Genomic DNA, 24,653 nt, shown 5'->3' on the forward strand with positions numbered 1-24,653 from the left:
TTAAAGGGCATTTTAGAGGATATATACAAGTAATTGACAAGTTTTGAAAACCTTATCATTACCCTCGTATAGCATAACAATAGGCACTGGGCTGTGTCAATGTGATTCCTTGCTAAAAGTTCACAAAGACACCACCCCGGCACAAATTGTTCACATTTGTCAAATAAATTAGCGTTGACTCGAAAAATCGATTGTGATTGAGGTTTCAATCACATCTTCCACCTTGCCTTTTTTAGCAAAAACAACAGCTTTATACGTGCCTTCGGGCATGTTCAAATCCTTGTTTATCAGCACTCTTTTCAGCCGGCCTCTTCCAACATTTTTCTTCCAATCCAAATATCCAATAAAATGATACGATGCGGGTTCGTATAAAGCAATGCCAATTTCATCCGCCCCTCCCGGAAGGTAAACTTCATATTGGCTTGTTCCCGGTTCTTCCCCCGGATGGTAGCTGAATCCCATTAAACGCGGATAATCCGGTTCATTCATCATATAAAGGTATGGAAGGCTGAAACGCTCTTTCCCCGCTCTTACCGCGACCCATCCCTGATGCGTACCGTCCGTTAAGTGCATCGGAGTCCCTTCCAGGATGATTTCGGCCGTTTTGGAAGAGTGGGGCGGCACGTATTGCGGAGCCGGAATTTTCCACGTTATCCCCTGCGCCCTCACAGGATAGTCAAAAGAAAATTTTTCCGTTTCAGCTGAATGATTGACGAGTCTGATTGTCGCTTTCTGGACCGTTCTCCGCTGTCCTGATGAAAATTGGGAAAATACGAGGGATCCGGGGACAGCCAATACCTCGGTACGGACCGCTTTATAGACATCCATTCTCCCCGCCCCCTGGCCAATCGGTTCATACAGACGGGAGTGGGGATCTTTTATGGGGATGGCTGTATTCATCAGGACCGCTTTTATTTCTTCCGGCGTCCAATCCGGATGAGCCTGCTTCACTAAGGCAGCCGCCCCTGCGACAAGGGGGGCAGCCATGCTCGTTCCCTGGAGCGCTTTGTACTGTTTATCCGGAATCGTGCTCATGATCGCCACACCCGGCGCGACAATATCGGGTTTGATCGCCCAGCTGCCTGTCACGGGACCGCGTGAACTGAAGCCTGCAAGTGTGTCTTCTTCTTTTATTTGTTCGATATCTACTCTTTGCTGAAGAAGTCTTCTGAGCTTTATTCCATCCTGCCTGGACAAAGAAGCAGCGGGAATGCGGATGTTTTTCATTGAGCCCGAGTAATTTCCCTTTTCATTGTTATATACAAGGATGGCAGCTGCCCCTTTCCGCTCTGCCGCCTCAGCTTTTTCAGAAAAAGAAATCTTGCCGCGCTGGGCAATCACCAGTTTCCCTTTTGTATCTTTCGGAAATTCGCTGTCCCGTCCAAATCCGGCATCCGCTATTTCAAGCCCTCTAAACGGTTTCCACTCCGCTGCACCCTGAAACGCATTAAGGCGAATCGGTTCCTGAATTCCCGCGATTTTTAGAATGAATCCTTTCATTGGCGGGGTAGAAGCCCCCACCGAAATCGCTTTTTCCGCTGTTCCGGGAGAACCAAGCGTCCACTTTTCAGGACCGGAATTTCCGCCTGCGGCCACGGCAATGATCCCTTTGTCCACCGCCCGGTTTAAAGCAAGACTGGTCGGCCAGTCCGGCCCGTTCACATCGTTCCCGAGAGATAAATTCAAGACATCGACTTTATCTCTCACAGCCCGGTCTATTGCGGCAATAATCCATTCCGATGTGCCCATCCCGCCAGGTCCGAGAGCACGGTAAATATAAAGACTCGCCTCTGGGGCGATTCCTTTCACTCTTCCATTCGCTGCAATAATTCCCGCGACGTGGGTTCCGTGCAAGGTGGCGAGCTCTTTGTTTCCCCTTGTTTCCATCGGATCCCGGTCATCATCGACCAAATCATAGCCGCCTGCATAATTTCTGCGGAGGTCAGGATGCAGATAATCCATCCCCGTATCAATCACCCCGACTTTTATGCCTTTTCCCGTAAGCCGCTGATTTTTTTGATCGTATATGCCTCTTACCTTGTCGCCGCCCACGAACGAAACATGATCCTCCGCTTCCGCTTGATAAACGGTCACAGGCCCGAGATCCTCCACCTCCGGCAGGGCCAAAACCGTATGTAAATCACGGACTGAACCTTCTACTGAAAATCCTTCAAACACCGCATTGTACTGATGCCTGATTTTAACCGCAGGGAATTGAGTTCTCAGCTTCGTTTTAAACGCGTTCCCTTTTCCCGGGGTAATCATTAGAATGCGTTTCTCGTGCCTTGCGGTATCCTCCGCCGGAAGGGGAGGACGTTCCGGATAGGAATATGAGCCTGACGAAGCGCTCGATACGGTTTGGAAACATAAAATGACGAGCAGAATCATGATTTTTTTCATAGCTGGCTCCACCTCTTGCGGATTAGGATTTACTGAGGAGGGCCAATCTATGCCACTATGGGCGGGCCATGAGACCGCTCCCGGCGCCAATAAAAAAAGACCTGAACCCGTATTACAGGGTTCAGGTCTTTTTGATTATTTCGTTCCGAACATTCTGTCGCCTGCGTCACCGAGACCAGGGACAATGTATCCTTTTTCGTTCAACTTTTCATCCAGGGCTGCAATGAAAATATCCACGTCCGGATGAGCCCGCTTGAATTCTTCCACGCCTTCAGGTGCAGCAATCAGGCACATGAATTTGATGTTTTTCGCTCCGCGTTTTTTCAGGCTGTTGATCGCCTCAATTGCAGATCCGCCTGTTGCAAGCATTGGATCGACAACAATGAAATCACGCTCTTCGACGTCGGAAGGAAGCTTTGCATAATACTCCACAGGCTTTAGAGTTTCAGGATCGCGGTAAAGTCCTACGTGGCCGACCTTTGCAGCAGGTATCAGCTTAAGGATTCCATCCACCATTCCAAGCCCTGCACGCAAAATCGGAATAATAGCCAATTTTTTGCCGCCAAGCACATTGGATTTCGCAACCGTTACCGGTGTTTCCACTTCCACTTCTTCAAGAGGAAGATCTCTTGTAATTTCAAAGGCCATCAGCGTGGCTACTTCGTCCACTAGTTCACGGAAGTCTTTCGTACCTGTTTTTACATCTCTTATGTAAGTAAGCTTATGCTGAATCAGCGGATGGTCGAAAACGTATACTTTCCCCACAATGCTCATCTCCTTTTAATAAGTCGTACCAGTTTCATTGCACTTCCATTGATTCTACAGAAAAAGGCCGCGGGTTTCAAGAGAGAGGAACCATTTTAAAAAATGGAAAAAGAGGCTGGGACAAAAGGTTTCCGGATAATAAAAAAGCTCCGTTAAACTTTGCTGTTGATTTCCGCTACAGGCGCTCAGCGACCAGCAGGGCGGGCGGTGAGCCTCTGCGATTTTGTGCTTTCCAGGATATGGACTGAATGGTCGGAGATTGTCCACTTTGTCTTCGTGCCAATTCTCCTTTAACCGCAGGCTTATATCGGTAACTCCAAGCGGCTTCGACCAATAACCGTCGTACATGCCGATTTCCTGTCTTGGTTATATTTCCTTGCCGTCTGCTTTCTCCACTCGAATATTCGCTTGGAATCAACCCGACATATCCCATGAAGTGATTAGGGGTTGGGAACCGTTTAAACGAACCTATTTCTGCCACAACACTCGAGGCGGTGACAAGGGCAACACCTCTCAAACATTGGAGGGCCTGAATTTTCCGAGCATGTACCCCTTCATTTGAGTGAACCCGAATTTCTTCTTCCAGCCTTAAGAGTCTTTGACCGATTTCTTTAAGCTGATAATAGTACTCCTGAAACGTAACCCGCAAAGAAGAATTTTCAAAATGAAGGGTATCCAGCCATCTGAAGTACTTGGTGGTCCACTTATTTACACCTGCCGGTGGCTTAATATCGTTGCGTAGTAAAAATTTGCTTAACCGGTGTTTCACCCTTAACTCATCCTCTTTCACATCTTCCCGGCAACGTACCAGATCCCGAAGGGCTTCGTCTTCTGGAGTAGGAACATAAACGGACGTTAACTCCCCAGCCCGATATAATTGAGCCAGACGAACAGAGTCTCGGCGATCGGTTTTAATTCGATCTCCAGGCCTTTTCGGAATAAGAGTTGGGGCGATCACCGAACAATGAATGTCCAATGTTAGTAATAGTCTGTATAACGGATATCCGGTAGGACCGGCTTCATAACAGACACGAAGGGACTTTGGGCTGCCCAGCTTCTTCATCAATTTTTTCACGGCTTCAGGCGTATGAGGAATGACCCCCCAGTATCTCGGTGCTTCCCGTCCTTCTTCTGCGACCGCAACGGCAATATTTTCTTTTGATACGTCTAAACCTACGTATTTAATGGTATCCTGCATAATAGCTAGCTCCTTCCGTAATGTAGCTCTGATTTGGTTTTGTTTTGTTTGACAAAAACAGTCTAACCAAATCAACCTACGATTTTACGAGTAAGGGGCTAGTTTCGTTCATGATAACTCGCCGCTTCGCGACTGAGGGGTCTCACCTGTCCCGCTGCTCCCACAGGAGTCTCGCGCCTTCCGCTTCAATCAACAGGGTTTAAAAATCACCAACATGCTTTAACATAGCGAATAAAAAAACCGAACGATTATTTAAAACTCTGGTATAGAGCTTCTTAATCGTTCGGTTTTATTGTTTTTCATGCTTTTTTTCAAAAGAAATATTCGGCTTACGGACAACAATTTTAGTTATGTCCCAGCCTCCTTTTCTTCTTAGTAAAGCGGGAATTTTGCCGTAAGTGCTTCCGCGCGCTCCGCTGCTTCTTTTTGTTTTTCTTCGTCTTCGCTGTTTTTTAATGCAAGGGCAATGATTGAAGCAATTTCGTCCATCGCTTCAAGTCCGAAGCCGCGTGTTGTAACAGCCGCTGTACCAATGCGGATACCGCTTGTTACAAATGGACTTTCCGGATCGAATGGAATCGTGTTTTTATTAGTAGTAATGCCGATCTCATCAAGGATTTTTTCAGCCGCTTTACCTGTAAGGTTCAGGGAACGTACATCAAGAAGGACCAAATGGTTGTCCGTACCGCCGGATACGAGATTAATTCCTTCTTTTACAAGGGACTCACCAAGGCGTTTTGCGTTCTCGATGATTTTTTCGCCGTACTCTTTAAATTCAGGCTGCAGGGCTTCACCAAAAGCAACAGCTTTAGCCGCGATCACATGCATAAGCGGACCGCCTTGAATTCCAGGGAAAATCGATTTATCAATCTTTTTCGCAAATTCTTCTTTGCAGAGAATCATTCCGCCGCGAGGTCCACGAAGTGTTTTATGTGTGGTGGTCGTTACAAAATCCGCGTAAGGAACGGGATTCGAATGAAGTCCTACTGCTACAAGACCCGCTATGTGTGCCATATCAACCATGAAGTAGGCTCCTACCTCATCCGCAATTTCACGGAACTTCTGGAAGTCGATTTCACGAGGATAAGCACTTGCTCCAGCCACAATCAGTTTTGGTTTATGTTCAATTGCTTTTTGGCGCACATCCTCATAGTTAATGCGGTGCGTTTCTTTATCTACACCGTACTCAACAAAGTTGTATTGCACTCCGCTGAAGTTAACGGGACTTCCGTGGGTAAGATGGCCGCCGTGTGAAAGGTTCATACCAAGTACTGTGTCCCCATGCTCCAGGATGGTAAAATAAACAGCCATATTTGCTTGTGCACCGGAATGCGGCTGAACGTTGGCATGCTCAGCACCGAAAATTTCCTTCGCACGATCGCGCGCAATATCCTCTACGATATCTACGTATTCACAACCGCCATAATAGCGTTTGCCCGGATAGCCTTCTGCATATTTGTTCGTAAGTACAGAACCTTGCGCTTCCATTACCGCTTCACTTACAAAGTTCTCAGATGCAATAAGTTCAATCTTTGTCTGCTGGCGTTTAAGCTCTTTCTGCATTGCTTCAAATACGGATGGATCCTGCTTTTGCAAAAATGTCATGATAATTTCCCCCTTAGTTGGACAGTAATGGCTTGCATATATGCTCCTATTTTACACATATTCAGAACAAAAAGTAAAAGAGATTCGGCTGATTTCTTAAAAAATTGAGGCTAATGCCGAACTATAGAGAGTTGAATGGAAGAGATTGTTCGAAATGAAGGTGGATGGCGGAAAGCAGGTGATGATTGGATGGGCAGTCTTGGGAAGAGGGGGCTATATTGATTGGACAGATTCCAACGTAGAACGGACGAATTCAGTCTGGGAATGGACAGATAGCATCGTAGATTGGACAAATTCTTTACCGCAGCGGACAAAATAATTCGATCGGACAGATTTGTGGGCGGAACGGACAATTAACGCTTTTGAACGGATAGATTCAGTCCAGCAACGGACGAATCTCCGGGCCGAATGGACAAATTAATCCGATTGGACAGATTTGTGAGCGGAACAGACAATTAACGCTTTTGAACGGACAGATTCAGTCCAGGAACGGACGAATCTTCGGGACGAATGGACAAATTAATCGATTGGACAGATTCTTGTGAGGAATGGACAATTTACGCTGTAGAACGGACAGATTAATCCGATCAGCTTAGTAAGATGAATGCACACATAAAATGGACCGGTATTTTTGCCGCTTAACAGGTTTTCAGCCCAGATTTCCACTCAATTCCTGCCAAACTTCATTTTCCCGCCGTTTGCACTCGTTTTCCTGCCGCAGCTGTTTTCTTTCCGGCCAAATCGGACTGCTTTCCTGCCGTTCCTTTACTTATTCCTGCCAAACTCCATTTACCCGCCGTTTACACTCGTTTTCCTGCCGCAGCTGCTTTCTTTCCGGCCAAAACCGACTGCTTTCCTGCCGTTCCTTCACTTATTCCTGCCAAACTCTATTTACCCGCCGTTTACACTCGTTTTCCTGCCGCAGCTGCTTTCTTTCCGGCCAAAACCGACTGCTTTCCTGCCGTTCCTTCACTTATTCCTGCCAAACTCTATTTACCCGCCGTTTACACTCGTTTTCCTGCCGCAGCTGCTTTCTTTCCGGCCAAAACCGACTGCTTTCCTGCCGTTCCTTCACTTATTCCTGCCAAACTCTATTTTCCCGCCATTTAAACCGGTTTTCCGGCCAAAACGGCCCGCTTTCCCGCCGGCACTCCTTAATCCCCGGTCATGAATTTATGACCATCGTCCACGCCCCCGAACTTTTTCATAAAGCAAAAAGAACCGCTTCCAAGAGCGGTTCTTCTTATCTGCAGGATTCATTTTCTTCTGCTGCTTCATAAACGGCACGGACTCCGCCGATTAGCTTTGGCCGGGTTTTGGCCATCGTGACGTGGGCTTGTCCCACTTGTTTCAGCGAGCTTCTGATTGGGACTGCGACTGCCTTCAGGTGCATGCCTATGAAGGTGTCACCGATGTCGATGCCTGCGTCCGCTTTAATGTGTTCGACTACGACAGGGTCTGTCATGTGCCGGTAGGCGTGGGCAGCCATGGCCCCGCCGGCTTGTCTGACTGGTATGACCGTGACGGGTTCAAGCCCCTGCATTTCCGCTGTGGATTTCTGTACAACGAGAGCCCGGTTCAAGTGCTCGCAGCATTGAAAGGCCAGTCGGATTCCGTGTCGTTCGCTAAACTGGTGAAGTTCTTCGAAAATCATGGTTGCCGCTTCAAAGGTGCCGGATGTTCCGATTTTTTTGCCGATGACTTCGCTTGTGCTGCAGCCAATTACAAAGAGACTGTCTTTTTCAAAGGTGACTTGGTGTTCGAAGTCTTGCAAAATGGTTTGGAGTTCAGAACGCCATACTTCGACTTCCGTCATTTTGGTTCACCTCTTATTCTTGATTTTCGTATTCGGCAATTTTGCCGAGCCGGTTCGCATGTCTTCCGCCTTCGAATTGGGATTCAAGCCATGTTTTGGCGATATCGCGCGCCAGTCCCGGTCCAATGACGCGCTCACCCATTGCAAGAACGTTGCTGTCATTATGCTCTCTCGTCAATCTTGCACTGTACACGTCATGGACGAGTGCGCAGCGGATGCCTTTTACCTTGTTTGCCGAAATGCTCATCCCGATTCCGGTTCCGCAAATAAGGATGCCCCGGTCCGCTTCCCCGGATGCCACTTTTTCCGCGACCGGAACAGCATAATCCGGATAGTCCACTGACTGGCTGCATTCGCAGCCGAAGTCCTCATATTCAATGCCCATTTCGTCCATTAATGATTTAATTTCCTCACGGATGTTCATTCCGCCATGATCTGACGCGATCGCTACTCTCATTGTTCTTGCCTCCCAATCAGCTTGTTTGTTCGATTTTTTCCAGCAGAAGCTTTAGCATGCCTTCCAGGTCATCTCTTGTTGCTCTGTATATTTCTGCGGGGCCGCCATAAGGATCCAGCACATCTCTTTTTTCAGAGAGACCGTGAACGTATTCGGACAGGGTCCATATTTTCTCCTTTGCTTCCGGAAACCTTTCCAGCATCAGCTGTTTATGGCTTTCTGTCATTGTTAAAATATGAGTGGCCCAATCCACCTTTTCCCCGTTCAGAAGACTTGAGCGATGGTTGAAGGCAATCCCTTTTTCTAATAGTACATCCTTGGCGTAGGGCGATGCATCACTGCCATCCATGGCAAACACTCCGGCTGATTTTACTTTTGTTTGATCGGAACGTTTCATAAACTGCAGGAGCGCCTCAGCCATCGGGCTCCTGCATGTATTGCCTGTACAAACAAAAAGGACATTCGACACTGCTTCCACTCCTCTTTTTCATCGAATCTATTCACACCGTCATTTTTAAACGGGCATTTTGGTAATTACTATCTATATTGTACTACTAACCGGACGGCTCACCAAGCCGGGAAAACAAAAAACGGGCCTTCGGCAGGTCCCGTTTTCTCACAGAGGAAGCAAAAGCTTCATTCCAAAACCGAGCAGGATGATTCCCCCCAGAATTTCACTGTAATTCCCTAGCCAGCCCTGCACCCGTTTACCGATTATAAGGCCAAGCCACGTCAGCACCATGCTGACGAACCCGAACATGAAAATGGCAAGCATCGTTCTTGCCCCATAAATTCCGAGAGTAAGTCCGACCGAAAAGCTATCCAGGCTTACGCTCAATGCAAAGAGCAGCAAGCCGAAGCCAACGGGGGTAATCAGAGGGGCATCTTCTTTTTTAAAGGAGGAGGCAATCATTTGCAATCCGAGAAGGATCAGCAGTCCTCCGCCGGCATAAGCCGCGATGGTTCCTAATTTATCTGAAAGCAGCCTTCCAAGTCCCATACCGGCAAGGGGCATAGCAATATGGAACAGGCCGATGACCAGTCCAATGTAGAAAATCTGCCTCAATCTCAGCGCAATCATTCCCATCCCCAGACCGACTGAGAAGGCATCCATCCCTAAAGCAAAGGCCATCATAAAAAGCGTTAGAATTTCCCCGATTACTGCTTCTATACTCATGTATTCCCTCCTCGGACACGCCTGTTTCAGCATATGTTTGTCCAAAGAGGGTTAGAACGGATTATTCTTCGATTACCCGGTGTCCGGCCGCCTTCATCAGGCGGTTCATAATCGCAAGCCCGACCCCTTCTGAGGGGAACGCTTCACTGTAAATGACATCCAGCTCTTCATTTTCGTTAAACTGGCGGAGTACTCCGTATAGATTGGATGCTACTGTTTCAAGTTGCCCGAGACTTCCGCAGGCAATGACTTCGTCTGCATGGAGGGCTTCTTTATGCTCTTCCACAGTGAGAATGCCCGTTTTTTTCCCGGCTGCCCTTGCTTCGTCAGCGATTCGCTGCAAGAATTCAAGGGACCCTTCCACAATGGTGAGGGGGGCATTCGGAGCGTAATGCGTATATTTCATACCCGGTGAGATGGGTGCCTGCGTCTCATCAGCGAGAGCCTGATCCATATGAACGGTACCGATAACCGCTTCGAGCTGCTCTTTTGTGACACCCCCCGGTCTTAAAATGACGGGAATCGGTTTTGTGCAATCCAAAACGGTGGATTCCACCCCAACCCCGGTCGGCCCTCCATCCACAATACCCGCTATTCTTCCGTTCAAATCCCTTGCGACGTGCTCCGCCTTCGTCGGGCTCGGTTTTCCTGACAGGTTGGCACTCGGGGCTGCAATCGGCACTCCAGCCTGCTGGATAAGAGCAAGTGCAATCGGATGGTCAGGGAACCGGATAGCTACTGTGGATAAACCGGCTGTAACGAGCGGAGAGAGCTTCCCTTCCTTTACCGGCAAAATGACGGTTAGGGCACCCGGCCAAAACATGCTCATTAATTTCATCGCATAGGCAGGCACGTTATCGACAAGCCCGATTGCCTGTTTATGACTGGCGACGTGGACAATGAGCGGATTATCGCCCGGCCTTCCTTTTGCTTCATATATTTTTTTCACCGCTTCACTCGAACCGGCATTGGCACCAAGACCATAAACGGTTTCAGTCGGAAAAGCGATGGCTTCGTTATCTGCGAGAAGGGCAGCTGCTTGTGTGATTTGTGGATAACCTTTGGATAAATCCGCGGTCTTATCCACAGTCCAGTGAATCGTATTCATTCTTATCTGACTCCTTACTTTCCTTTACTATCCTGCTTTTTCAACTAGTTTACCACCCGAACTCCATAAGTAAAAGCCGCGGAACCCCAACAAGCTTTATCCACAAATTGTGGATAAAGCTATCTTTTCAGTGGATAACTATGTTGATAAAGTATTTAGACCTATGTGTCGCACTGATTTTTTCAGGTATTCTTAACCATTATGGCCGCTCCTGCTGCCTGAAGGGAGGCCTGAATATGGCTGGATTCAGCCATCTCTTTCGGCAAATCGGTCTTTGATGCCCGTTTAAACCCGATGACTCTCAAAAAATCAATCGAACCTTGTCCACCTGCTACGAGATAGTAGTTTTTTAGTTTCTTCTTCCTCCCTACTTCATGAATGCTCTGAAAGAGAGAAAGAATGTAAGCCTGGTCCAGCTTGTCCGATACAACAAGTGTTCGAAGCAGCCCGTTTTCTCCGAATACCTCAAGCCCGATGCAGGCTGCCACTCTTTGATCAGCGTCCGTCATCATCACGAATTGATCAATTGTTTCTTCAATCCCTGCTGCGTTGGAGCCGGCCGCTTCCACAAACTCTATTAAACTTCTGCTGTCCGCAGGTTCTGCTAATTTCAATTGATAAAACATCGTTCCACCCCATTGTTCATTCTTACTGTCAATGTATGCGGAAACGCGGTTTTTATGATGCGAACGAAGGATAAAAAAAGACTGTTCTCTATGAAAACAGCCCGCTGAACCATTCTGCAAGGAAGAATTTCACTTCGACTTCCTCTTTCTTGTTCTGACCGGAAGCTACCTTTTCTGATTTTTCGACTGCTTTTACTTCCTGTTTCACTTCTTTGTTTTGCGCTTCCACTGCTTGTCCTGTTGAGAAATCAAGGAAGCAGAGCGGAGGGAACAGCACGCACCACCAATTCGCTCCTTCACCGTTGCCAAGCGTAATGAGGATGGCTTCATAATCTCCAGCGGGGTAAATAAAATCGCCGTAAAGCTTTGTCGGGAAACGGACACTCGTGCCATACTCGACTTTGATGCTTTGGTTCATGCCTTCTTTTTTCATCGTTTCCTTCGCAATTTTATTGATCTCTCCAAGCTCCGAGCGAATCAGGGCTCTTGCTTTTTCAATGGAATCAATATCCTTCACCCACTGGGTGATTTGTTTATTTACTTGATCGCGGATTTTCAGTTTAACTGCCTGATCCTCAGGTGCGTCGCTGTTTGCCAGAATTCTCAGCCTGATGGCTTCCTCCGGTATTACCTTTGGCCCGTTTTGTTCTTCCGCTGAAGCCTGCTGTGCTCCAAGCGGCTGACTGTACGTATTTAAAAGCGCTCCCGCTGTAATGATCAATAAATATATGATTGCTAATGTTTGTTTTTTCATTTTCCCTCAACCATCCCTTCTCTAGCAACAGTATGGCCGGGGGGTGTGAAAAATAAACACGCAAAATCAAAATCTATGAGTCTATATTTTTACATTCGAACGAATCTGTTTGAACAGCTCCTCATAATAAGAGGACTGATGAGGGACGAAGGCTGATAAATCAACGGAATCCGCCAGCGGTATCCTCTCCCCGTTCTCTGTTTCCCGAAAGCCGGTAACTTGAAGGGTTTTTCGTTTTCCTGCTGCCAGTTCCTCAAACTCTCTGAAATCCGCCTTCACCACTCCTGCAACCTCTTCCTTTTGTAGAGAAAACCCTTCAATCGGGGATTCCCGATGGTAGAGATAGACACGGGCAAGCTCACGGTCGATGATGTCCCCATGGCTGCCTGTCCAGGGAATGGTACCGAGAGACACTAGTTCGCTGAACAGGATGCTTAAACCCAGTTCCTCTTCCAATTCCCGGACCCCGTCTGCTGCTGTCTCATCCGCCAGCAGATGGCCGGCTGCCGTTATGTCGAACAGGGAGGGATAGTCTTTCTTCAACGGGCTCCTCAGCTGAAAATAAAGATACATCCTGTCCAGATGGCGTTCCGTCATCCAGCAGTGAAAAGTTTCATGCCAAAAGCCTTGCCGGTGAACCTCTTTCCGTTCAGCCGTCCCAAGACAGCGGCCATTTTCATCAAAAACCTTCAAAAGCTCTGTTTCCATTTCGAAAGCGCCCCTTTATCGTTCAGCAAACACCATCCGGTCCTTGCCGTTTATATCAAACACCACTTCCACCTTGGCTTCAGGAAATGCCTTTTTCAGCAGACCGGCAACGTCTTCACCCTGCCCTGCCCCGATTTCAAATGCGGCAATGCCCGGCTTCTTCAACAGAGCCGGCATCCCGCTGCACAGCCTGCGGTAGAAATCCAACCCGTCTTTCCCTCCTGCGAGCGCTCTGTGCGGTTCATGGTCTTTTACGATTTCAGACAGCGTCAGAACCTCTTCATCCGGAATGTAAGGAGGATTGGAAACGATGATGTCAAAGGTCCGCCCTTCGAGAGGTTCATACAGATCTCCCTGGATAAAACAGACCTTCGCGCCGTTCCGTTCCGCATTCCGGCCCGCAACGTCCAGGGATTCCTGCGCAATGTCCGTACCGGTTGCAGCAAGTTCCGCGACCTCAAGAGCAAGAGTAATCGCAATTGCCCCGGAGCCCGTCCCAATGTCGGCTGCAGTCAGCGGCTGATCCGGCAAATGGGACTGAATTCTGCTCTTCAGTCCTTCAATTAATTCTTCTGTTTCCGGTCTCGGAATGAGCACTTCTTTATTGACTTCAAATTTTCGGCCGTAAAACTCTTCATATCCGGTCAGGTGCTGTACCGGAACCCCGTCCGCATGTTTTTTCACATCGGCACGGAACGCCTCCAGTGCCTCTAAGCTGATTTCCATCCGAAAATTGGCTAAAAGCGCGGACCTGTTCATATTTAAATGGTGTCTCAGAAGCCATTCTCCTGCGTTTTCATCTCTTCCCGCATCAGTTAAAAAAAGAGAAGCCCATTTCAGGGCTTCGAATACAGTTGTCATCCTTAGTTTTCCGCCTGTTCCAGTCTGCTGGACTGATCCTCGACGATCAGGGCATTGATGACTTCATCAAGCTTTCCTTCAAGGATCTGATCAAGTTTCTGGATGGTCAGACCGATGCGGTGGTCTGTCACCCGGTTTTGCGGAAAGTTATACGTACGGATCCGTTCAGAACGGTCCCCGGAACCGACAGCAAGCTTGCGGTTTTGATCATACTCAGCCTGTGCTTCGCGCTGAAATTTGTCATAAACACGGGCACGGAGAACCTTCATGGCTTTTTCTTTGTTTTTAATCTGGGATTTTTCATCCTGACAGCTTACAACGGTCATGGTCGGAAGGTGAGTCAGACGGACGGCAGACATCGTTGTATTAACACTTTGTCCACCCGGTCCGCTGGAAGCGAAGGTATCCACACGGATGTCCTTATCGTGAATTTCCACTTCCACTTCTTCTGCCTCAGGCAGGCAGGCGACTGTCGCAGTGGACGTGTGAATCCGGCCGCCGGACTCGGTTTCAGGTACACGCTGTACGCGGTGGGCTCCGTTTTCAAACTTCATTTTGGAATAGGCACCTTTGCCGTTCAGCATAAAGATAATTTCTTTATAGCCGCCGACACCCGATGAGCTTGCTTCCATTACTTCGGTTTTCCAGCCTTGGGCCTCCGCATATTTGCTGTACATTCTGTATAGATCGGCAGCAAACAAAGCCGCTTCATCACCGCCTGCTGCTCCGCGGATTTCCATGATGACGTTTTTGTTATCATTTGGATCCTTTGGAACAAGGAGAAGCTTCAATTTATCATTTAAGGATACTTCCTGCTCCTGCAGCTCAGATAGCTCTTCCTTTACCATTTCGCGCATATCGCCATCAAGCTTTTCGTCAAGCATCGCCTTTGCGTCTGCGATTTGCTCTCTTACTGCTTTATATTCTCTGTATGCTTCCACTGTATCAGACAGATCAGATTGTTCTTTTGAATATTCTCTCAGCTTATTGGTATCACTGATAATATCAGGATCCATCAATAGCTGATTTAATTTTTCATAACGCTCTTCAACCGCTTGCAAACGATCTAACACGTTCTTCACCTCTGGAGTTTACTGGCTGACCTTTCAGCCGGTCTATTTCTGTCCCGCTTTAGCGGTTTCACTTCATCCATAACATTCTAATTATAGTATAGGACAGGAAAACAATCAAAAGCAATTTGCCATTTTAAAAAGCAGTCAGAAGGTTTTCCGAATAAACCGTTGCACGATGTAACAAATACTGGTATTATATCGCCATGCGATATATATCGTTAGTCGATATATATTCCTGAACGCGAAAAGGAGGAAATCCGATGACCGTGAAGAAAGCAGAAAGCTTTTTGCCTCTTACTCATACAACGTATTTTATTCTGCTCGCTTTATTCAGCCCCTTGCATGGCTATGGCATCATGAAAGCTGTAGAAGAAATGAGCGAAGGAACCGTTAAGCTCGGCCCGGGTACCCTTTACGGGGCATTAGGCAAATTAGAAAAACAGCAATTGATTGAAAAATACGGAAATTCCCTTTTAGACCAAAAAAAGAACTATCGTTTAACGAAGCTTGGGAAAGAAACGGTCCGGCTCGAGTATATCCGTTTAGAAACAGTCACAAGAATCAGCCGGAAGGTTTTAAACAGTCTCGAAGGAGTGGATTATGATGAAAAAAGTCTTTAAACTTTATTTTGCCTGGGCCGATGATGCTGAAGCAAAATGGCTGACCAGCATGTCAAAAAAGGGATGGGGCTTGAAAAGCTATAAATGGGGCCTGTACACGTTCGAAAAAATCACACCTGCGAACTACATATACAGGCTTGACTATCAGGCTTCCTTAAAAGATGATCGGGAGGAATACTATTCGATTTTTCATGAAGCAGGTTGGGAACATGCGGCTGAGTTCAATGGATGGCAGTATTTTCGCAGACCGGCAGAGGATCATGCTGAAACACCCGACATCTATTCTGATCTTCCCTCCAAAGTCCAAAAATACCATTCCCTTTCGCTGCTTATTTTCCTTCTCACTTTACCAGCCCTGGGAATCTTTTTATCCATCATCCTTCCTTCTGATTATGGCAGTGTGAACGCCGTGAAATGGATTTTTCCTTTATGTCTTGCCTTTAACTTGATTGCCATCGGATGTTTGCAGCTGAAAAGAAGAAGTTTGATGAAAAACCCCCTGTCTTGATGGCTTTCACCGCTGTACACAAAGGACGGCACGCATCAGTCTATAAACACAAAAGCAAAGGAGAGGTTCATGAATGATTACCCATATTCACCACACGGCCATTATTTGTTCCAACTACGAAATATCCAAAGCTTTTTACGTCCATACGCTCGGATGCAAAATCATAAAAGAAACCTACCGGAAAGAAAGAGACTCCTACAAGCTGGACCTTTCCGTCGGAGATTCCGGACAAATCGAGCTGTTCTCCTTTCCTGACCCTCCTCTCCGCCCCACTCAGCCGGAAGCACGGGGGTTAAGACATCTCGCTTTTGGCACCGATGATATAGAAGCCGCCATTGGGACGCTCTCTTCAAAAGGTGTGGAATGTGAACCGGTCCGGGTAGACGAACTCACCGGAAAACGGTTTACCTTTTTCCGGGATCCCGACAATTTGCCGCTTGAGCTGTACGAAGTCTAATTCGACAAACACTCTCACATTTTCACTACCTTTGCCGAACAGGTACTTGTTTTGTCTTCTGCAAAGGAGATGAAGGGCAAATAGCGAATTCCTTTCTTATTAAGAGATAGGGGGAATGTTTAATGAACACTGCTGCCGTTGCAAAAGAACTTGGGGTTTCCACTAAAACCGTTCAGCGCTGGGTCAAACAGCTGGGACTGCCAATGGAACGTAACGAGCTTGGACACTATCATTTCCGGGAAGAGGATTTAGACACCCTAAAAAGCGTGAGGGAGCAGCTCCAGAACGGCGTGCTCCTGCAAGATATAAAAGCAGAAACCATACCAGCATCTGAACCTGACACACCTGCCCCCTCTTCACCGCCAAATGATGCAGACGCAAGGGTCGCTGAGCTTGAGAGCCGCCTGACCCTAATGGAACAAAAATTAAACCATAAGGCCGATGCCGTCGTATCCTATCAGCTCCTTCAGCACCGCAGAGAAATGGAAGAACTCAATCGAAAAATCCAAAAAATCGAGCAAACCATCGATATTCTTTTTGCCCAGCTCCCCGATGCCCAGCAGGAACCTGTGCTCATGTTTGAAAACCAGAAGATGAACAAGCGAAAAGGACTGTTGCGGTCTATTTTTAGTCTGTAAGGAGCGGGACGGGATGGCCTATTTGGGGTCATTCTTTTTTTAAATTATTTTGGATGTTCTTCAGGGGGCGGCGGGTGCCTGTCCCGCTATGCTTCACCGCAGCGGGGGACACAGGCTCTGTCCTCCGAATCCTTCTGTACCAGCGGATGGTGAAGGAGGTGCCGGAGCTTTAGTTCGGTAAAACTTCCGGGGACAGGCACGGTGCCTGTCCCGCTTTGCTTCACCGCAGCGGGGGACACAGGCTCTGTCCTCCGAAGCCTTCTGTACCAGCGGATGCCGAAGGGGGTGCCGGAGCTTTAGTACGGTAAATTTTCGCGGGACTGGCCCCATCTTCCCATATACTTCAAAGCTGATCTCTTAATGCCTGTCATCCACACTCTGTTTGCACTGACCCTCCCTTCGCTAATGCATGAAAGGACAGAGGAAACAATGGATACCTCCTTTTACACCGCCAGTGGATGAGATTAGGGGACGGAGGTTTAGCGCTTTAGCAGAGCGGGGGTCAGTGCATTGCTCTGACCTTCTGCCCTTTAAAGTAACGAGGGAACAAGCATTCAATCCGCAAAGTCTTGATTTATATAGGGATATAAGGAACAGGGACGGAGGTTTAGTCCTTTAGCAGAGCGGGGGTCAGTGCTCACACGAAGCAGGCGGCCAGTTCCCCCGATCCCTCACACGCCTAAAAAATAAAAAAACCGCTGCAAAAGCAGCGGTTTCTTTATGTCAGCAACGGGCCTCTTGATGTGGTTGGAGAAAGCCAGACTTGCCCTGTTCCGCGGAACGTCTGCAGGTAGCCCTCTCCGCTCGATGCAGAGCCGATGATTCCTTTGGCAGACCGTTCGACTGTAAACTGGATGCCGCCGGTCCGGAGAATGGCAAAGTTGCCGTCGACCTTCAGGGTATCGTTGTTTAGATCGACTTTGACGACTGCGCCTGCCGGTACCGGGCTTTCCAGGACGATGATGCCGGATCCGGAGAGCTTTGTCTGGAACAGTCCCTCTCCTCCCCTTGCAGCAGAGGACAAATTTTTCATGGATTCAATTCCAACTTCAACGGTTGACTCGCAGCAGTAGAACATTCCTTTATCCACGATGATAGAGTCATTTTCAATTTCAAGCATGAGGAAGTGGCTGAAGCTCGGCTCTAAAAAGATATCGCCGGTTCCCCTGTATTTAGGTTTTATGGCTGATTCGTTTGTCAGGACGCTGCTTGCAAACTTTTTCATGATTCCTGCAGCTCCGCCAAGCGAGTTATCCATCTCAATGCTTCCCTGCATGTAGTGGAGGGCTCCCGCTTCCGTTGTGATGCTGCCATTTCTCAGTTCGATGGCAATTTGCCTAAGGCCCATGCCGAGTTTTTTAGCGTAATACATATCGGTTGGGGAGGTTAAGTATGTACTGCCGTTTAAATCATTGAATTCTACAATTTTAAACACAGCATTCTGGGTTTCAAGCTGTTCAATTACACTGTATACTTCGGGATTATTTTGAACAATCATCATTTCTCCTCCTTAACACCTATTCTTTTACCATCGTACCATATTGGCTCAGTAAAAAACTTCCTTTTAGCTTCGGATCTGTCATCACAGACCGAAAAAATCCCTCTTTGCTGATTGTAAGCAAAGAGGGATGGCTGTTTGATTATGGATGAGAAGCCTGGTTTTGTTCACGTGCAAATGCAGGCTTTCCCGGAACTTCGTGGTGATGGCGGCAGCGAGGCTCATAGGATTCGGATGCTCCAACGAGGATGATCGGATCCTTGTAAGCCGCTGGCTTTCCGTCAATCAGACGCTGTGTACGGCTTGCGGGCGAACCGCAAACAGAACAGACCGCCTGAAGCTTCGTAACCGACTCCGCAATCGCCATTAAATCCGGCATGATGCCGAAAGGCTCTCCGCGGAAATCCTGATCAAGACCGGCCGTAATCACACGGTGCCCGCGGTCTGCCAGGGTCGTTACGACTTCCATGATTCCGGCATCAAAAAACTGGATTTCATCGATGGCTACAACATCTGTATCCTCATCCACAAGGCTTAATACATCTGCTGAAGTCGGAACCGGCGAGCAGATAATGGTTGTCCCATTGTGGGAAACGACTTCTTTCTCACTGTATCGGTTATCTATGGATGGCTTAAAAACTAAAACATTTTGTTTTGCGTACTGCGCACGGCGCACTCTTCGGATCAGTTCCTCGGATTTCCCCGAGAACATACTGCCGCAAATGACTTCAAGCCATCCGCTAAATTTCATTACATACATGCATACGGCCTCTCCCTTCATTCCATGCATAAGGCTGATGGACCGTGTTACAGCCTGGTCACCCCGGTTTTTCTTTTCATTTATCTTGTCCGAATCCCTGCTTTCCATGCCGAAAGTCCTTATGAAAAACGATTGAATTCGTGTTTTTTTCGTAAAAAAACAGGCAAGTGTGAAGACTTGCCTGTTTTTGTTTACATCTATTTCTAAAATTACTTGATTCCGTATTTTTTATTGAAACGGTCAACACGTCCGCCAGCTTCAGCGAATTTCTGACGTCCAGTGTAGAATGGATGACATTCAGAGCAAGTCTCGATGCGAAGCTCATCTTTAACTGAACCAGTTTCAAATTCGTTTCCGCAAGAACATTTCACCATTACTTTTTTGTAATTAGGATGGATTCCAGCTTTCATTCTTTTCATCTCCTTCTGCCCTGAATTCTTACCGAACCCAGAGTTATCTTGTTCAGCCTAAATTTATCTGAACGGCATATGAAAAAATTATAACAGGGCTTCTCTATGATTGCAAGGAACAAAATTGGAATCTTTCAGGAAACCCTGCCGAGTTTTTTCTATGATCTTCTTGAGCCTGCTGTGCTTGGCTTCATTTCAGCCGAAAGCATGTCAAAAAATTCTTCATTGCCTTTCGACTGCTTTAATTTACGAAGGAATTTCTCGACAAAATCCGGTGTATCCGTCATTGATTTACGGATTGCCCATAATTTTTCAAGGTGTTCCTTCTGAACGAGAAGTTCTTCTTTCCTTGTTCCGGAACGGCGGATATCAATTGCAGGGAAAATCCGTTTTTCGGCAAGGGAGCGGTCAAGATGAAGCTCCATATTACCGGTTCCTTTAAATTCCTCATAAATGACATCGTCCATACGGGAACCCGTATCAACGAGAGCCGTCGCTAGAATCGTTAAGCTTCCGCCTTCTTCGATATTACGCGCTGCTCCGAAGAAACGCTTTGGACGGTGGAATGCAGCAGGATCGATTCCTCCTGAAAGTGTACGGCCGCTTGGAGGAATCACAAGGTTATAGGCACGGGCAAGACGCGTGATGCTGTCCATAAGGATAATGACGTCTTTCTTGTGCTCCACAAGCCTCATCGCACGGTCAAGCACGAGTTCAGCTACCTTGATATGATTCTCCGGAACTTCATCAAACGTGGAGCTGACAACATCGCCTGCAACTGAACGTTCAATGTCCGTTACTTCCTCCGGACGCTCATCGATTAAGAGAACAATGAGTTCTGCTTCCGGATTATTGGTTGTGATGCTGTTCGCGATTTCCTTCAAAAGCATCGTTTTCCCTGCTTTTGGAGGGGCTACGATTAATCCGCGCTGCCCGAAGCCAACCGGCGCAATGAGGTCCATAATTCTGGTGGACAGCATATGCGGCTGTGTTTCAAGGATAATCTGACGGTCCGGGTAAAGCGGCGTAAGAGCAGGGAAATGAACGCGTTCCTTTGCCGACTCAGGATCGTCGCCATTCACCGCATCTACATGTAGAAGGCCGTAATAGCGTTCGTTTTCCTTTGGAGGACGGACCTTACCGGATACTTTATCACCGTTTCTTAAATCAAAACGTCTGATCTGGGACGCAGAAATATAAATATCCTCCGAGCTTGGAGAATAGTTAATCGGTCTAAGGAAACCAAAGCCCTCAGACTGAATGATTTCAAGAACCCCTTCCATGAATAAAAGGTCTTCCTGTTCTGCATCTGCTTTTAAAATAGCAAAAATCAGTTCTTTTTTCGTCAACTTGCTGTAGTAAGAGATTTTGAAATGACGAGCATGCTCGTACAATTCTTTCAGCTTCATGTTTTCCAATGAAGAGATGGAAACCTTACTCATGTAAACACCACACTTTTACCATATAAAATAGACATACTGGTTTTCTTTCCGCCCTATATGTACTTTTGACATTGAAAAATGGATTTCAGGATAGAGAAGGAAAAGAAGGAAAAATTTGAAGTAGTTGAAGCAGTGTATTTTTGATTTGCAGCACTCTTTAGTTTTACCTTATTTCAGGTGATTAATCAATACGTTTTCGGAGACGTAAAACATTTGAAATAAATGAGGGAACCGGGGCCATAAAACCCCGGTCCGCTTTTCTTTTTATTTGATGACTAAGTTTGGTTTCTTTTTGAGGCTGTGCTGTCCGTCAATAAAGCGGACGGTGCCTGATTTCGCTCTCATGACAAGGGATTGCGTGGTGCCGCTTGACGCTTTGAACTGCACACCGCGCAGCAATTCCCCATCCGTCACACCGGTGGCTGCGAAGATCGCATCATCACCTTTTACCAAATCATCCATCAAAAGGACTTTGTTTACATCAAGTCCCATTTTCACACAGCGCTCCAGTTCCTGATCGCTTTGAGGAATAAGCCTTCCCTGGATCTCCCCGCCCAGGCATTTTAAAGCGACGGCAGAAAGAACTCCTTCAGGCGCTCCGCCGGAACCGAAAAGAATATCAACACCCGTATGGTCAAAGGCCGTATTGATCGCGCCTGCTACATCGCCGTCGTTGATCAGCTTGATGCGGACACCTGCTTCGCGGAGCTCATTGATAATCCCCTGATGGCGTTCCCTGTTCAGGATGGTTGCAACTATGTCTTCAATGTCTTTGTTTTTCGCTTTTGCGACAGCCCGGAGGTTATCCATAATGGGAGCGTTGATGTCAATGCAGCCGACTGCATCCGGCCCCACCGCTATTTTATCCATATACATATCGGGTGCGTTCAGCAGATTGCCGTGATCCGCAACAGCTATAACAGCAAGCGCATTCCAGCCTCCCTGTGCCAGGATATTCGTTCCTTCAAGTGGATCAACCGCTACATCCACTCTCGGTCCGTAACCATTCCCAAGCTTTTCTCCAATGTAGAGCATCGGGGCTTCATCCATTTCCCCTTCCCCAATGACGACTGTCCCTTTCATCGGAATCGTGTCGAATACATCTCTCATTGCAGAAGTAGCGGCATCATCCGCTTCATCCTTCTTGCCGCGTCCCATCCATCTGGCGGATGCGAGTGCTGCAGCTTCTGTTACGCGTACTAGTTCCATCGACAAACTTCTTTCCATCTTTGGTTCCTCCCCTTCGCTGTAACGAAATTATGTATGAGACCTGCTTCCATAAGGAAGCAGGGTGGTAACGGTTATGAATTTTCGACTTGCTCTATTTCCTCAGCCGTTAATTTTTCGCGCCAGATTGTGGCACCCATATTCGTAAGCTTTTGCTCAAGTTCGCTGTAGCCCCTGTCAATATGCTCGAGGCCTGTAACCTCTGTTATCCCTTCAGCCATTAAGCCGGCTGTCACCAGAGCGGCTCCGGCTCTCAGATCACTTGCTTTTACTTTTGCGCCCTGCAGCTTATTTGGCCCGGATACAATAGCGGAACGACCTTCCACTTTAATGGATGCTCCCATACGGCGAAGCTCGTCAATGTGCTTGAACCGCGCGGAATAGATCGTATCCGTTACAACGCTTGTCCCATTGGCTTTTGTAAGGAATGATGTGAAAGGCTGCTGAAGATCCGTAGGGAATCCGGGATAGACAAGGGTCTTCACATCAACCGGCTTCAGCTCTTTTTGCCCGCCGACAATCCAGATTTGATCATTGCTCGTCTCAACATGGACGCCGGTCTCCCTTAATTTTGCAATGAGAGACTCCATATGGAGGGGAATCACGTTATCAATCAGCACTTCTTTTCCGGCAGCAGCACCGATAATCATATACGTACCGGCCTCAATCCGGTCCGGAATGATGGTATGGCGGCACCCATGGAGTTTTTCAACTCCGTCGATGCGGATGACATCCGTTCCTGCTCCTTTTATTTTGGCACCCATACTCGTGAGAAGGGTTGCGACATCTACAATTTCAGGTTCCTTCGCCGCATTTTCAATAATGGTGCGCCCTTTTGCCAGGACCGCTGCAAGCATAATATTAATGGTGGCCCCGACACTGACTACATCCAGATAAATACGTGCGCCCTTTAGTTCTTCTGCGCGGAGATAAATGGCACCCTGCTCATTTGTCACCTGTGCACCGAGCGCTTCAAACCCTTTAATGTGCTGGTCAATCGGCCGCGGTCCGAGGTGGCATCCTCCCGGAAGTCCGATTACTGCCTTTTTAAAGCGGCCAAGCATGGCACCCATCAGGTAATAAGAAGCCCTTAATTTTTTCACCTTTCCGTTTGGAAGAGGCATTGAAATCATGTTTTCCGGCTGGACGTGCATTTCACCGTTATGAAAGTCGACTTTTCCGCCTACTTCCTCAAGCAAATCCTTTAAGATGTGGACATCGGATATATTCGGCAAGCCTTCAATAATGACGGGGGATTCAGCTAAAATAGTCGCTGGAATCAGCGCTACTGCACTGTTTTTTGCTCCGCTGATTGTAACGGAACCTTTCAGCAGATCACCGCCTGCAATCTTTAATTTTTCCATGATGGTCTCCTTCCTAAGAAGCTGACATGTTAGGACACTCTTTTCAACAAATTCTCCATAAATCCGACAGAACATACTCTGTATATGAAAAATAAACGAAGCGTCAAAAATTGAGTCTCTTCCCATTGTAAAATAAATTCCATTGATGCTCAAATCGTCCGGGAAAAACCTTCTTTTTGCAAAAGGACAGATTAATAGAATGCCTTTTGTACAGTGTATCATCAAGTCCAAAACGATGCTTAACAGGCACTCTGAGTCCAATACGCAAATAAACCGCATAAATGGCAAGCCGGTAGCTTGCCATTTATTCCTGCCTATTTACTTATTTGCATTTATACGCGGCTGTTCCAGTCCGCCAGAAACTTTTCAATCCCCTGATCTGTCAGCGGGTGGTTGAAAAGCTGATGGATCACTTTAAGCGGAATGGTCGCAATGTGAGCTCCATTCAACGCGGCTTCCGTAACGTGCATCGGATGGCGGATGGATGCCGCAATAATTTCTGCATCCAGACCATGAAGATCAAATATTTCAGAAATCGTTGCAATTAAGTCCATGCCGTTCTGTCCGATATCATCCAGTCTTCCAAGAAAGGGAGAAACATAGGATGCTCCCGCACGGGCTGCAAGAAGCGCCTGGTTTGCACTGAAAATAAGCGTGACATTCGTTTTGATTCCAAGCTCTGAAAATTCCTTGACTGCCTTCAGCCCATCCGGTGTCATCGGAACCTTGACCGTTATATTTGGAGCAATTTTTGCTAGTTCTTTTCCTTCTTCAATCATTTCTTCGGCTTTTAAAGAAATGACTTCTGCACTGACCGAACCTTTAACTATGTCTGTAATTTCTCTTAGTCTATCATGAAAGGAAATATTCTCTTTGGCTACTAAACTCGGGTTTGTCGTCACGCCTGCAAGGATGCCCATCTCCTGGGCTTCTTTGATTTCTTCAAGGTTTGCTGTATCAATGAAAAATTTCATTCTGTTCCGCTCCCTTATCAAAAATCTGAAAACTAAATCTTGTTATCGCTTTCTTTTTACATCTTTGAAAACCGTCTCCTGAAAGACGGTTTTCAATTGTAAAAATTAAGCTTTGTTAAACTTAGCTGCTGATTTCCGCTGCAGGCGCTCGCTTTCCGCGAGGCGGGCGGTGAGCCTCCTCGACGCTTAAGCGTCTGCGGGGTCTCA

Annotated in this window: 26 protein-coding genes and 1 pseudogene; 6 read left to right on the plus strand and 21 right to left on the minus strand. The window is 47.3% G+C overall.

Annotated features, from left to right (window positions below; genetic code table 11):
• Positions 1-168 precede the first annotated feature (168 nt).
• From CEF21_RS21690 to CEF21_RS00300, 4 genes are all read right to left on the minus strand, one after another.
• Positions 169-2,400, minus strand: a complete 2,232-nt coding sequence (locus tag CEF21_RS21690) for a S8 family serine peptidase (protein ID WP_123912888.1) — start codon at positions 2,398-2,400, stop codon at positions 169-171.
• 135 nt (positions 2,401-2,535) lie between these two features.
• Positions 2,536-3,165, minus strand: a complete 630-nt coding sequence (gene upp / locus CEF21_RS00290; protein WP_123912889.1) for a uracil phosphoribosyltransferase — start codon at positions 3,163-3,165, stop codon at positions 2,536-2,538.
• Positions 3,166-3,340: 175 nt separating this feature from the next.
• The gene (locus CEF21_RS00295) at positions 3,341-4,363 is read right to left on the minus strand and encodes an IS110 family RNA-guided transposase (protein ID WP_241156737.1); all 1,023 of its coding nucleotides are present in this window, start codon (positions 4,361-4,363) and stop codon (positions 3,341-3,343) included.
• Between the two features lie 372 nt (positions 4,364-4,735).
• Positions 4,736-5,968: a serine hydroxymethyltransferase gene (locus CEF21_RS00300; RefSeq protein ID WP_123912890.1), complete on the minus strand. Its 1,233-nt coding sequence runs from the start codon at positions 5,966-5,968 to the stop codon at positions 4,736-4,738.
• 154 nt (positions 5,969-6,122) lie between these two features.
• Between CEF21_RS00300 and CEF21_RS21155 the strand changes: the two genes are divergently transcribed.
• Together CEF21_RS21155 and CEF21_RS00305 are read left to right on the plus strand one after the other, a co-directional pair.
• The gene (locus CEF21_RS21155; protein ID WP_164462054.1) at positions 6,123-6,287 is read left to right on the plus strand and encodes a hypothetical protein; all 165 of its coding nucleotides are present in this window, start codon (positions 6,123-6,125) and stop codon (positions 6,285-6,287) included.
• Between the two features lie 312 nt (positions 6,288-6,599).
• Entirely contained in the window at positions 6,600-7,139 is a 540-nt protein-coding gene (locus CEF21_RS00305; RefSeq protein WP_123912891.1) for a hypothetical protein, read from the plus strand.
• Positions 7,140-7,211: 72 nt separating this feature from the next.
• On the opposite strand, the gene CEF21_RS00310 is transcribed toward CEF21_RS00305, so the two are convergent.
• The 10 genes from CEF21_RS00310 to prfA form a co-directional block, all read right to left on the minus strand.
• Positions 7,212-7,784 carry a TIGR01440 family protein gene (locus CEF21_RS00310; protein WP_123912892.1) on the minus strand — a complete coding sequence of 191 codons (573 nt, stop codon included), beginning with the start codon at positions 7,782-7,784 and terminating at the stop codon, positions 7,212-7,214.
• A gap of 13 nt (positions 7,785-7,797) precedes the next feature.
• A complete protein-coding gene (gene rpiB, locus CEF21_RS00315; RefSeq protein ID WP_123912893.1) occupies positions 7,798-8,241 on the minus strand; it encodes a ribose 5-phosphate isomerase B in 444 nt (147 codons plus the stop codon).
• 16 nt (positions 8,242-8,257) lie between these two features.
• Positions 8,258-8,719 (minus strand): low molecular weight protein arginine phosphatase, encoded by a 462-nt coding sequence (locus CEF21_RS00320; protein WP_123912894.1) that lies wholly within the window; start codon positions 8,717-8,719, stop codon positions 8,258-8,260.
• A gap of 138 nt (positions 8,720-8,857) precedes the next feature.
• The gene (locus CEF21_RS00325) at positions 8,858-9,418 is read right to left on the minus strand and encodes a manganese efflux pump MntP (RefSeq protein ID WP_123912895.1); all 561 of its coding nucleotides are present in this window, start codon (positions 9,416-9,418) and stop codon (positions 8,858-8,860) included.
• Between the two features lie 61 nt (positions 9,419-9,479).
• Positions 9,480-10,526: an L-threonylcarbamoyladenylate synthase gene (locus CEF21_RS00330; RefSeq protein WP_123912896.1), complete on the minus strand. Its 1,047-nt coding sequence runs from the start codon at positions 10,524-10,526 to the stop codon at positions 9,480-9,482.
• 182 nt (positions 10,527-10,708) lie between these two features.
• Entirely contained in the window at positions 10,709-11,152 is a 444-nt protein-coding gene (locus CEF21_RS00335) for a GNAT family N-acetyltransferase (RefSeq protein WP_123912897.1), read from the minus strand.
• 88 nt (positions 11,153-11,240) lie between these two features.
• Positions 11,241-11,906 (minus strand): stage II sporulation protein R, encoded by a 666-nt coding sequence (gene spoIIR, locus CEF21_RS00340; RefSeq protein ID WP_123912898.1) that lies wholly within the window; start codon positions 11,904-11,906, stop codon positions 11,241-11,243.
• Positions 11,907-11,987: 81 nt separating this feature from the next.
• Positions 11,988-12,614, minus strand: coding sequence for an NUDIX hydrolase (locus CEF21_RS00345; protein WP_123912899.1), 627 nt, complete (start codon positions 12,612-12,614; stop codon positions 11,988-11,990).
• Between the two features lie 15 nt (positions 12,615-12,629).
• Positions 12,630-13,475 carry a peptide chain release factor N(5)-glutamine methyltransferase gene (gene prmC / locus CEF21_RS00350; RefSeq protein WP_123912900.1) on the minus strand — a complete coding sequence of 282 codons (846 nt, stop codon included), beginning with the start codon at positions 13,473-13,475 and terminating at the stop codon, positions 12,630-12,632.
• A 2-nt stretch (positions 13,476-13,477) separates the two neighbouring features.
• Positions 13,478-14,548, minus strand: coding sequence for a peptide chain release factor 1 (gene prfA / locus CEF21_RS00355; protein ID WP_123912901.1), 1,071 nt, complete (start codon positions 14,546-14,548; stop codon positions 13,478-13,480).
• Positions 14,549-14,808: 260 nt separating this feature from the next.
• On the opposite strand from prfA, the gene CEF21_RS00360 reads away from it, so the two are divergent.
• The 4 genes and pseudogenes from CEF21_RS00360 to CEF21_RS00375 all read left to right on the plus strand — a co-directional run.
• Positions 14,809-15,168, plus strand: coding sequence for a PadR family transcriptional regulator (locus CEF21_RS00360; protein WP_123912902.1), 360 nt, complete (start codon positions 14,809-14,811; stop codon positions 15,166-15,168).
• Complete coding sequence (locus tag CEF21_RS00365) at positions 15,149-15,676, plus strand: DUF2812 domain-containing protein (RefSeq protein ID WP_123912903.1); 528 nt, start codon at positions 15,149-15,151, stop codon at positions 15,674-15,676. Before CEF21_RS00360 ends, CEF21_RS00365 begins: the two co-directional genes overlap by 20 nt.
• Positions 15,677-15,749: 73 nt before the next feature.
• Positions 15,750-16,133 (plus strand): SMU1112c/YaeR family gloxylase I-like metalloprotein, encoded by a 384-nt coding sequence (gloA2, locus tag CEF21_RS00370; protein WP_123912904.1) that lies wholly within the window; start codon positions 15,750-15,752, stop codon positions 16,131-16,133.
• A gap of 122 nt (positions 16,134-16,255) precedes the next feature.
• Positions 16,256-16,631, plus strand: a pseudogene (locus CEF21_RS00375) (MerR family transcriptional regulator); the annotation flags it as partial.
• An 858-nt stretch (positions 16,632-17,489) separates the two neighbouring features.
• Here the strand turns inward: CEF21_RS00375 and CEF21_RS00380 are convergent.
• The 7 genes from CEF21_RS00380 to fsa form a co-directional block, all read right to left on the minus strand.
• Positions 17,490-18,272: an AIM24 family protein gene (locus CEF21_RS00380; protein ID WP_123912906.1), complete on the minus strand. Its 783-nt coding sequence runs from the start codon at positions 18,270-18,272 to the stop codon at positions 17,490-17,492.
• A 139-nt stretch (positions 18,273-18,411) separates the two neighbouring features.
• Positions 18,412-19,029 carry a thymidine kinase gene (locus CEF21_RS00385; RefSeq protein ID WP_123919857.1) on the minus strand — a complete coding sequence of 206 codons (618 nt, stop codon included), beginning with the start codon at positions 19,027-19,029 and terminating at the stop codon, positions 18,412-18,414.
• 209 nt (positions 19,030-19,238) lie between these two features.
• The gene (rpmE, locus tag CEF21_RS00390) at positions 19,239-19,439 is read right to left on the minus strand and encodes a 50S ribosomal protein L31 (protein WP_123912907.1); all 201 of its coding nucleotides are present in this window, start codon (positions 19,437-19,439) and stop codon (positions 19,239-19,241) included.
• A 158-nt stretch (positions 19,440-19,597) separates the two neighbouring features.
• The gene (gene rho, locus CEF21_RS00395; protein WP_123912908.1) at positions 19,598-20,881 is read right to left on the minus strand and encodes a transcription termination factor Rho; all 1,284 of its coding nucleotides are present in this window, start codon (positions 20,879-20,881) and stop codon (positions 19,598-19,600) included.
• Between the two features lie 264 nt (positions 20,882-21,145).
• The gene (gene glpX, locus CEF21_RS00400) at positions 21,146-22,108 is read right to left on the minus strand and encodes a class II fructose-bisphosphatase (protein ID WP_123912909.1); all 963 of its coding nucleotides are present in this window, start codon (positions 22,106-22,108) and stop codon (positions 21,146-21,148) included.
• Positions 22,109-22,182: 74 nt separating this feature from the next.
• Positions 22,183-23,472, minus strand: coding sequence for a UDP-N-acetylglucosamine 1-carboxyvinyltransferase (locus CEF21_RS00405; protein WP_123912910.1), 1,290 nt, complete (start codon positions 23,470-23,472; stop codon positions 22,183-22,185).
• A gap of 332 nt (positions 23,473-23,804) precedes the next feature.
• Complete coding sequence (gene fsa / locus CEF21_RS00410) at positions 23,805-24,446, minus strand: fructose-6-phosphate aldolase (protein WP_123912911.1); 642 nt, start codon at positions 24,444-24,446, stop codon at positions 23,805-23,807.
• Positions 24,447-24,653: the final 207 nt, after the last annotated feature.

The sequence above is a fragment of the Bacillus sp. FJAT-42376 genome (assembly GCF_003816055.1).
In the GTDB taxonomy this organism is placed as follows: Bacteria; Bacillota; Bacilli; order Bacillales; family Bacillaceae; genus Metabacillus_B.

What these genes read in the sequence shown, in the direction of transcription:
- CEF21_RS21690 (WP_123912888.1), bottom strand. Translation starts at nt 2,400, where the DNA reads ATGAAAAAAATCATGATTCTGCTCGTCATTTTATGTTTCCAAACCGTA.
- CEF21_RS00295 (WP_241156737.1), bottom strand. Translation starts at nt 4,363, where the DNA reads ATGCAGGATACCATTAAATACGTAGGTTTAGACGTATCAAAAGAAAAT.
- CEF21_RS00300 (WP_123912890.1), bottom strand. Translation starts at nt 5,968, where the DNA reads ATGACATTTTTGCAAAAGCAGGATCCATCCGTATTTGAAGCAATGCAG.
- CEF21_RS21155 (WP_164462054.1), top strand. Translation starts at nt 6,123, where the DNA reads ATGAAGGTGGATGGCGGAAAGCAGGTGATGATTGGATGGGCAGTCTTG.
- CEF21_RS00310 (WP_123912892.1), bottom strand. Translation starts at nt 7,784, where the DNA reads ATGACGGAAGTCGAAGTATGGCGTTCTGAACTCCAAACCATTTTGCAA.
- rpiB (WP_123912893.1), bottom strand. Translation starts at nt 8,241, where the DNA reads ATGAGAGTAGCGATCGCGTCAGATCATGGCGGAATGAACATCCGTGAG.
- CEF21_RS00325 (WP_123912895.1), bottom strand. Translation starts at nt 9,418, where the DNA reads ATGAGTATAGAAGCAGTAATCGGGGAAATTCTAACGCTTTTTATGATG.
- CEF21_RS00330 (WP_123912896.1), bottom strand. Translation starts at nt 10,526, where the DNA reads ATGAATACGATTCACTGGACTGTGGATAAGACCGCGGATTTATCCAAA.
- CEF21_RS00335 (WP_123912897.1), bottom strand. Translation starts at nt 11,152, where the DNA reads ATGTTTTATCAATTGAAATTAGCAGAACCTGCGGACAGCAGAAGTTTA.
- spoIIR (WP_123912898.1), bottom strand. Translation starts at nt 11,906, where the DNA reads ATGAAAAAACAAACATTAGCAATCATATATTTATTGATCATTACAGCG.
- CEF21_RS00345 (WP_123912899.1), bottom strand. Translation starts at nt 12,614, where the DNA reads ATGGAAACAGAGCTTTTGAAGGTTTTTGATGAAAATGGCCGCTGTCTT.
- prmC (WP_123912900.1), bottom strand. Translation starts at nt 13,475, where the DNA reads ATGACAACTGTATTCGAAGCCCTGAAATGGGCTTCTCTTTTTTTAACT.
- CEF21_RS00360 (WP_123912902.1), top strand. Translation starts at nt 14,809, where the DNA reads ATGACCGTGAAGAAAGCAGAAAGCTTTTTGCCTCTTACTCATACAACG.
- CEF21_RS00365 (WP_123912903.1), top strand. Translation starts at nt 15,149, where the DNA reads ATGATGAAAAAAGTCTTTAAACTTTATTTTGCCTGGGCCGATGATGCT.
- gloA2 (WP_123912904.1), top strand. Translation starts at nt 15,750, where the DNA reads ATGATTACCCATATTCACCACACGGCCATTATTTGTTCCAACTACGAA.
- CEF21_RS00380 (WP_123912906.1), bottom strand. Translation starts at nt 18,272, where the DNA reads ATGATGATTGTTCAAAATAATCCCGAAGTATACAGTGTAATTGAACAG.
- CEF21_RS00385 (WP_123919857.1), bottom strand. Translation starts at nt 19,029, where the DNA reads ATGTATGTAATGAAATTTAGCGGATGGCTTGAAGTCATTTGCGGCAGT.
- rpmE (WP_123912907.1), bottom strand. Translation starts at nt 19,439, where the DNA reads ATGAAAGCTGGAATCCATCCTAATTACAAAAAAGTAATGGTGAAATGT.
- rho (WP_123912908.1), bottom strand. Translation starts at nt 20,881, where the DNA reads ATGAGTAAGGTTTCCATCTCTTCATTGGAAAACATGAAGCTGAAAGAA.
- glpX (WP_123912909.1), bottom strand. Translation starts at nt 22,108, where the DNA reads ATGGAAAGAAGTTTGTCGATGGAACTAGTACGCGTAACAGAAGCTGCA.
- CEF21_RS00405 (WP_123912910.1), bottom strand. Translation starts at nt 23,472, where the DNA reads ATGGAAAAATTAAAGATTGCAGGCGGTGATCTGCTGAAAGGTTCCGTT.
- fsa (WP_123912911.1), bottom strand. Translation starts at nt 24,446, where the DNA reads ATGAAATTTTTCATTGATACAGCAAACCTTGAAGAAATCAAAGAAGCC.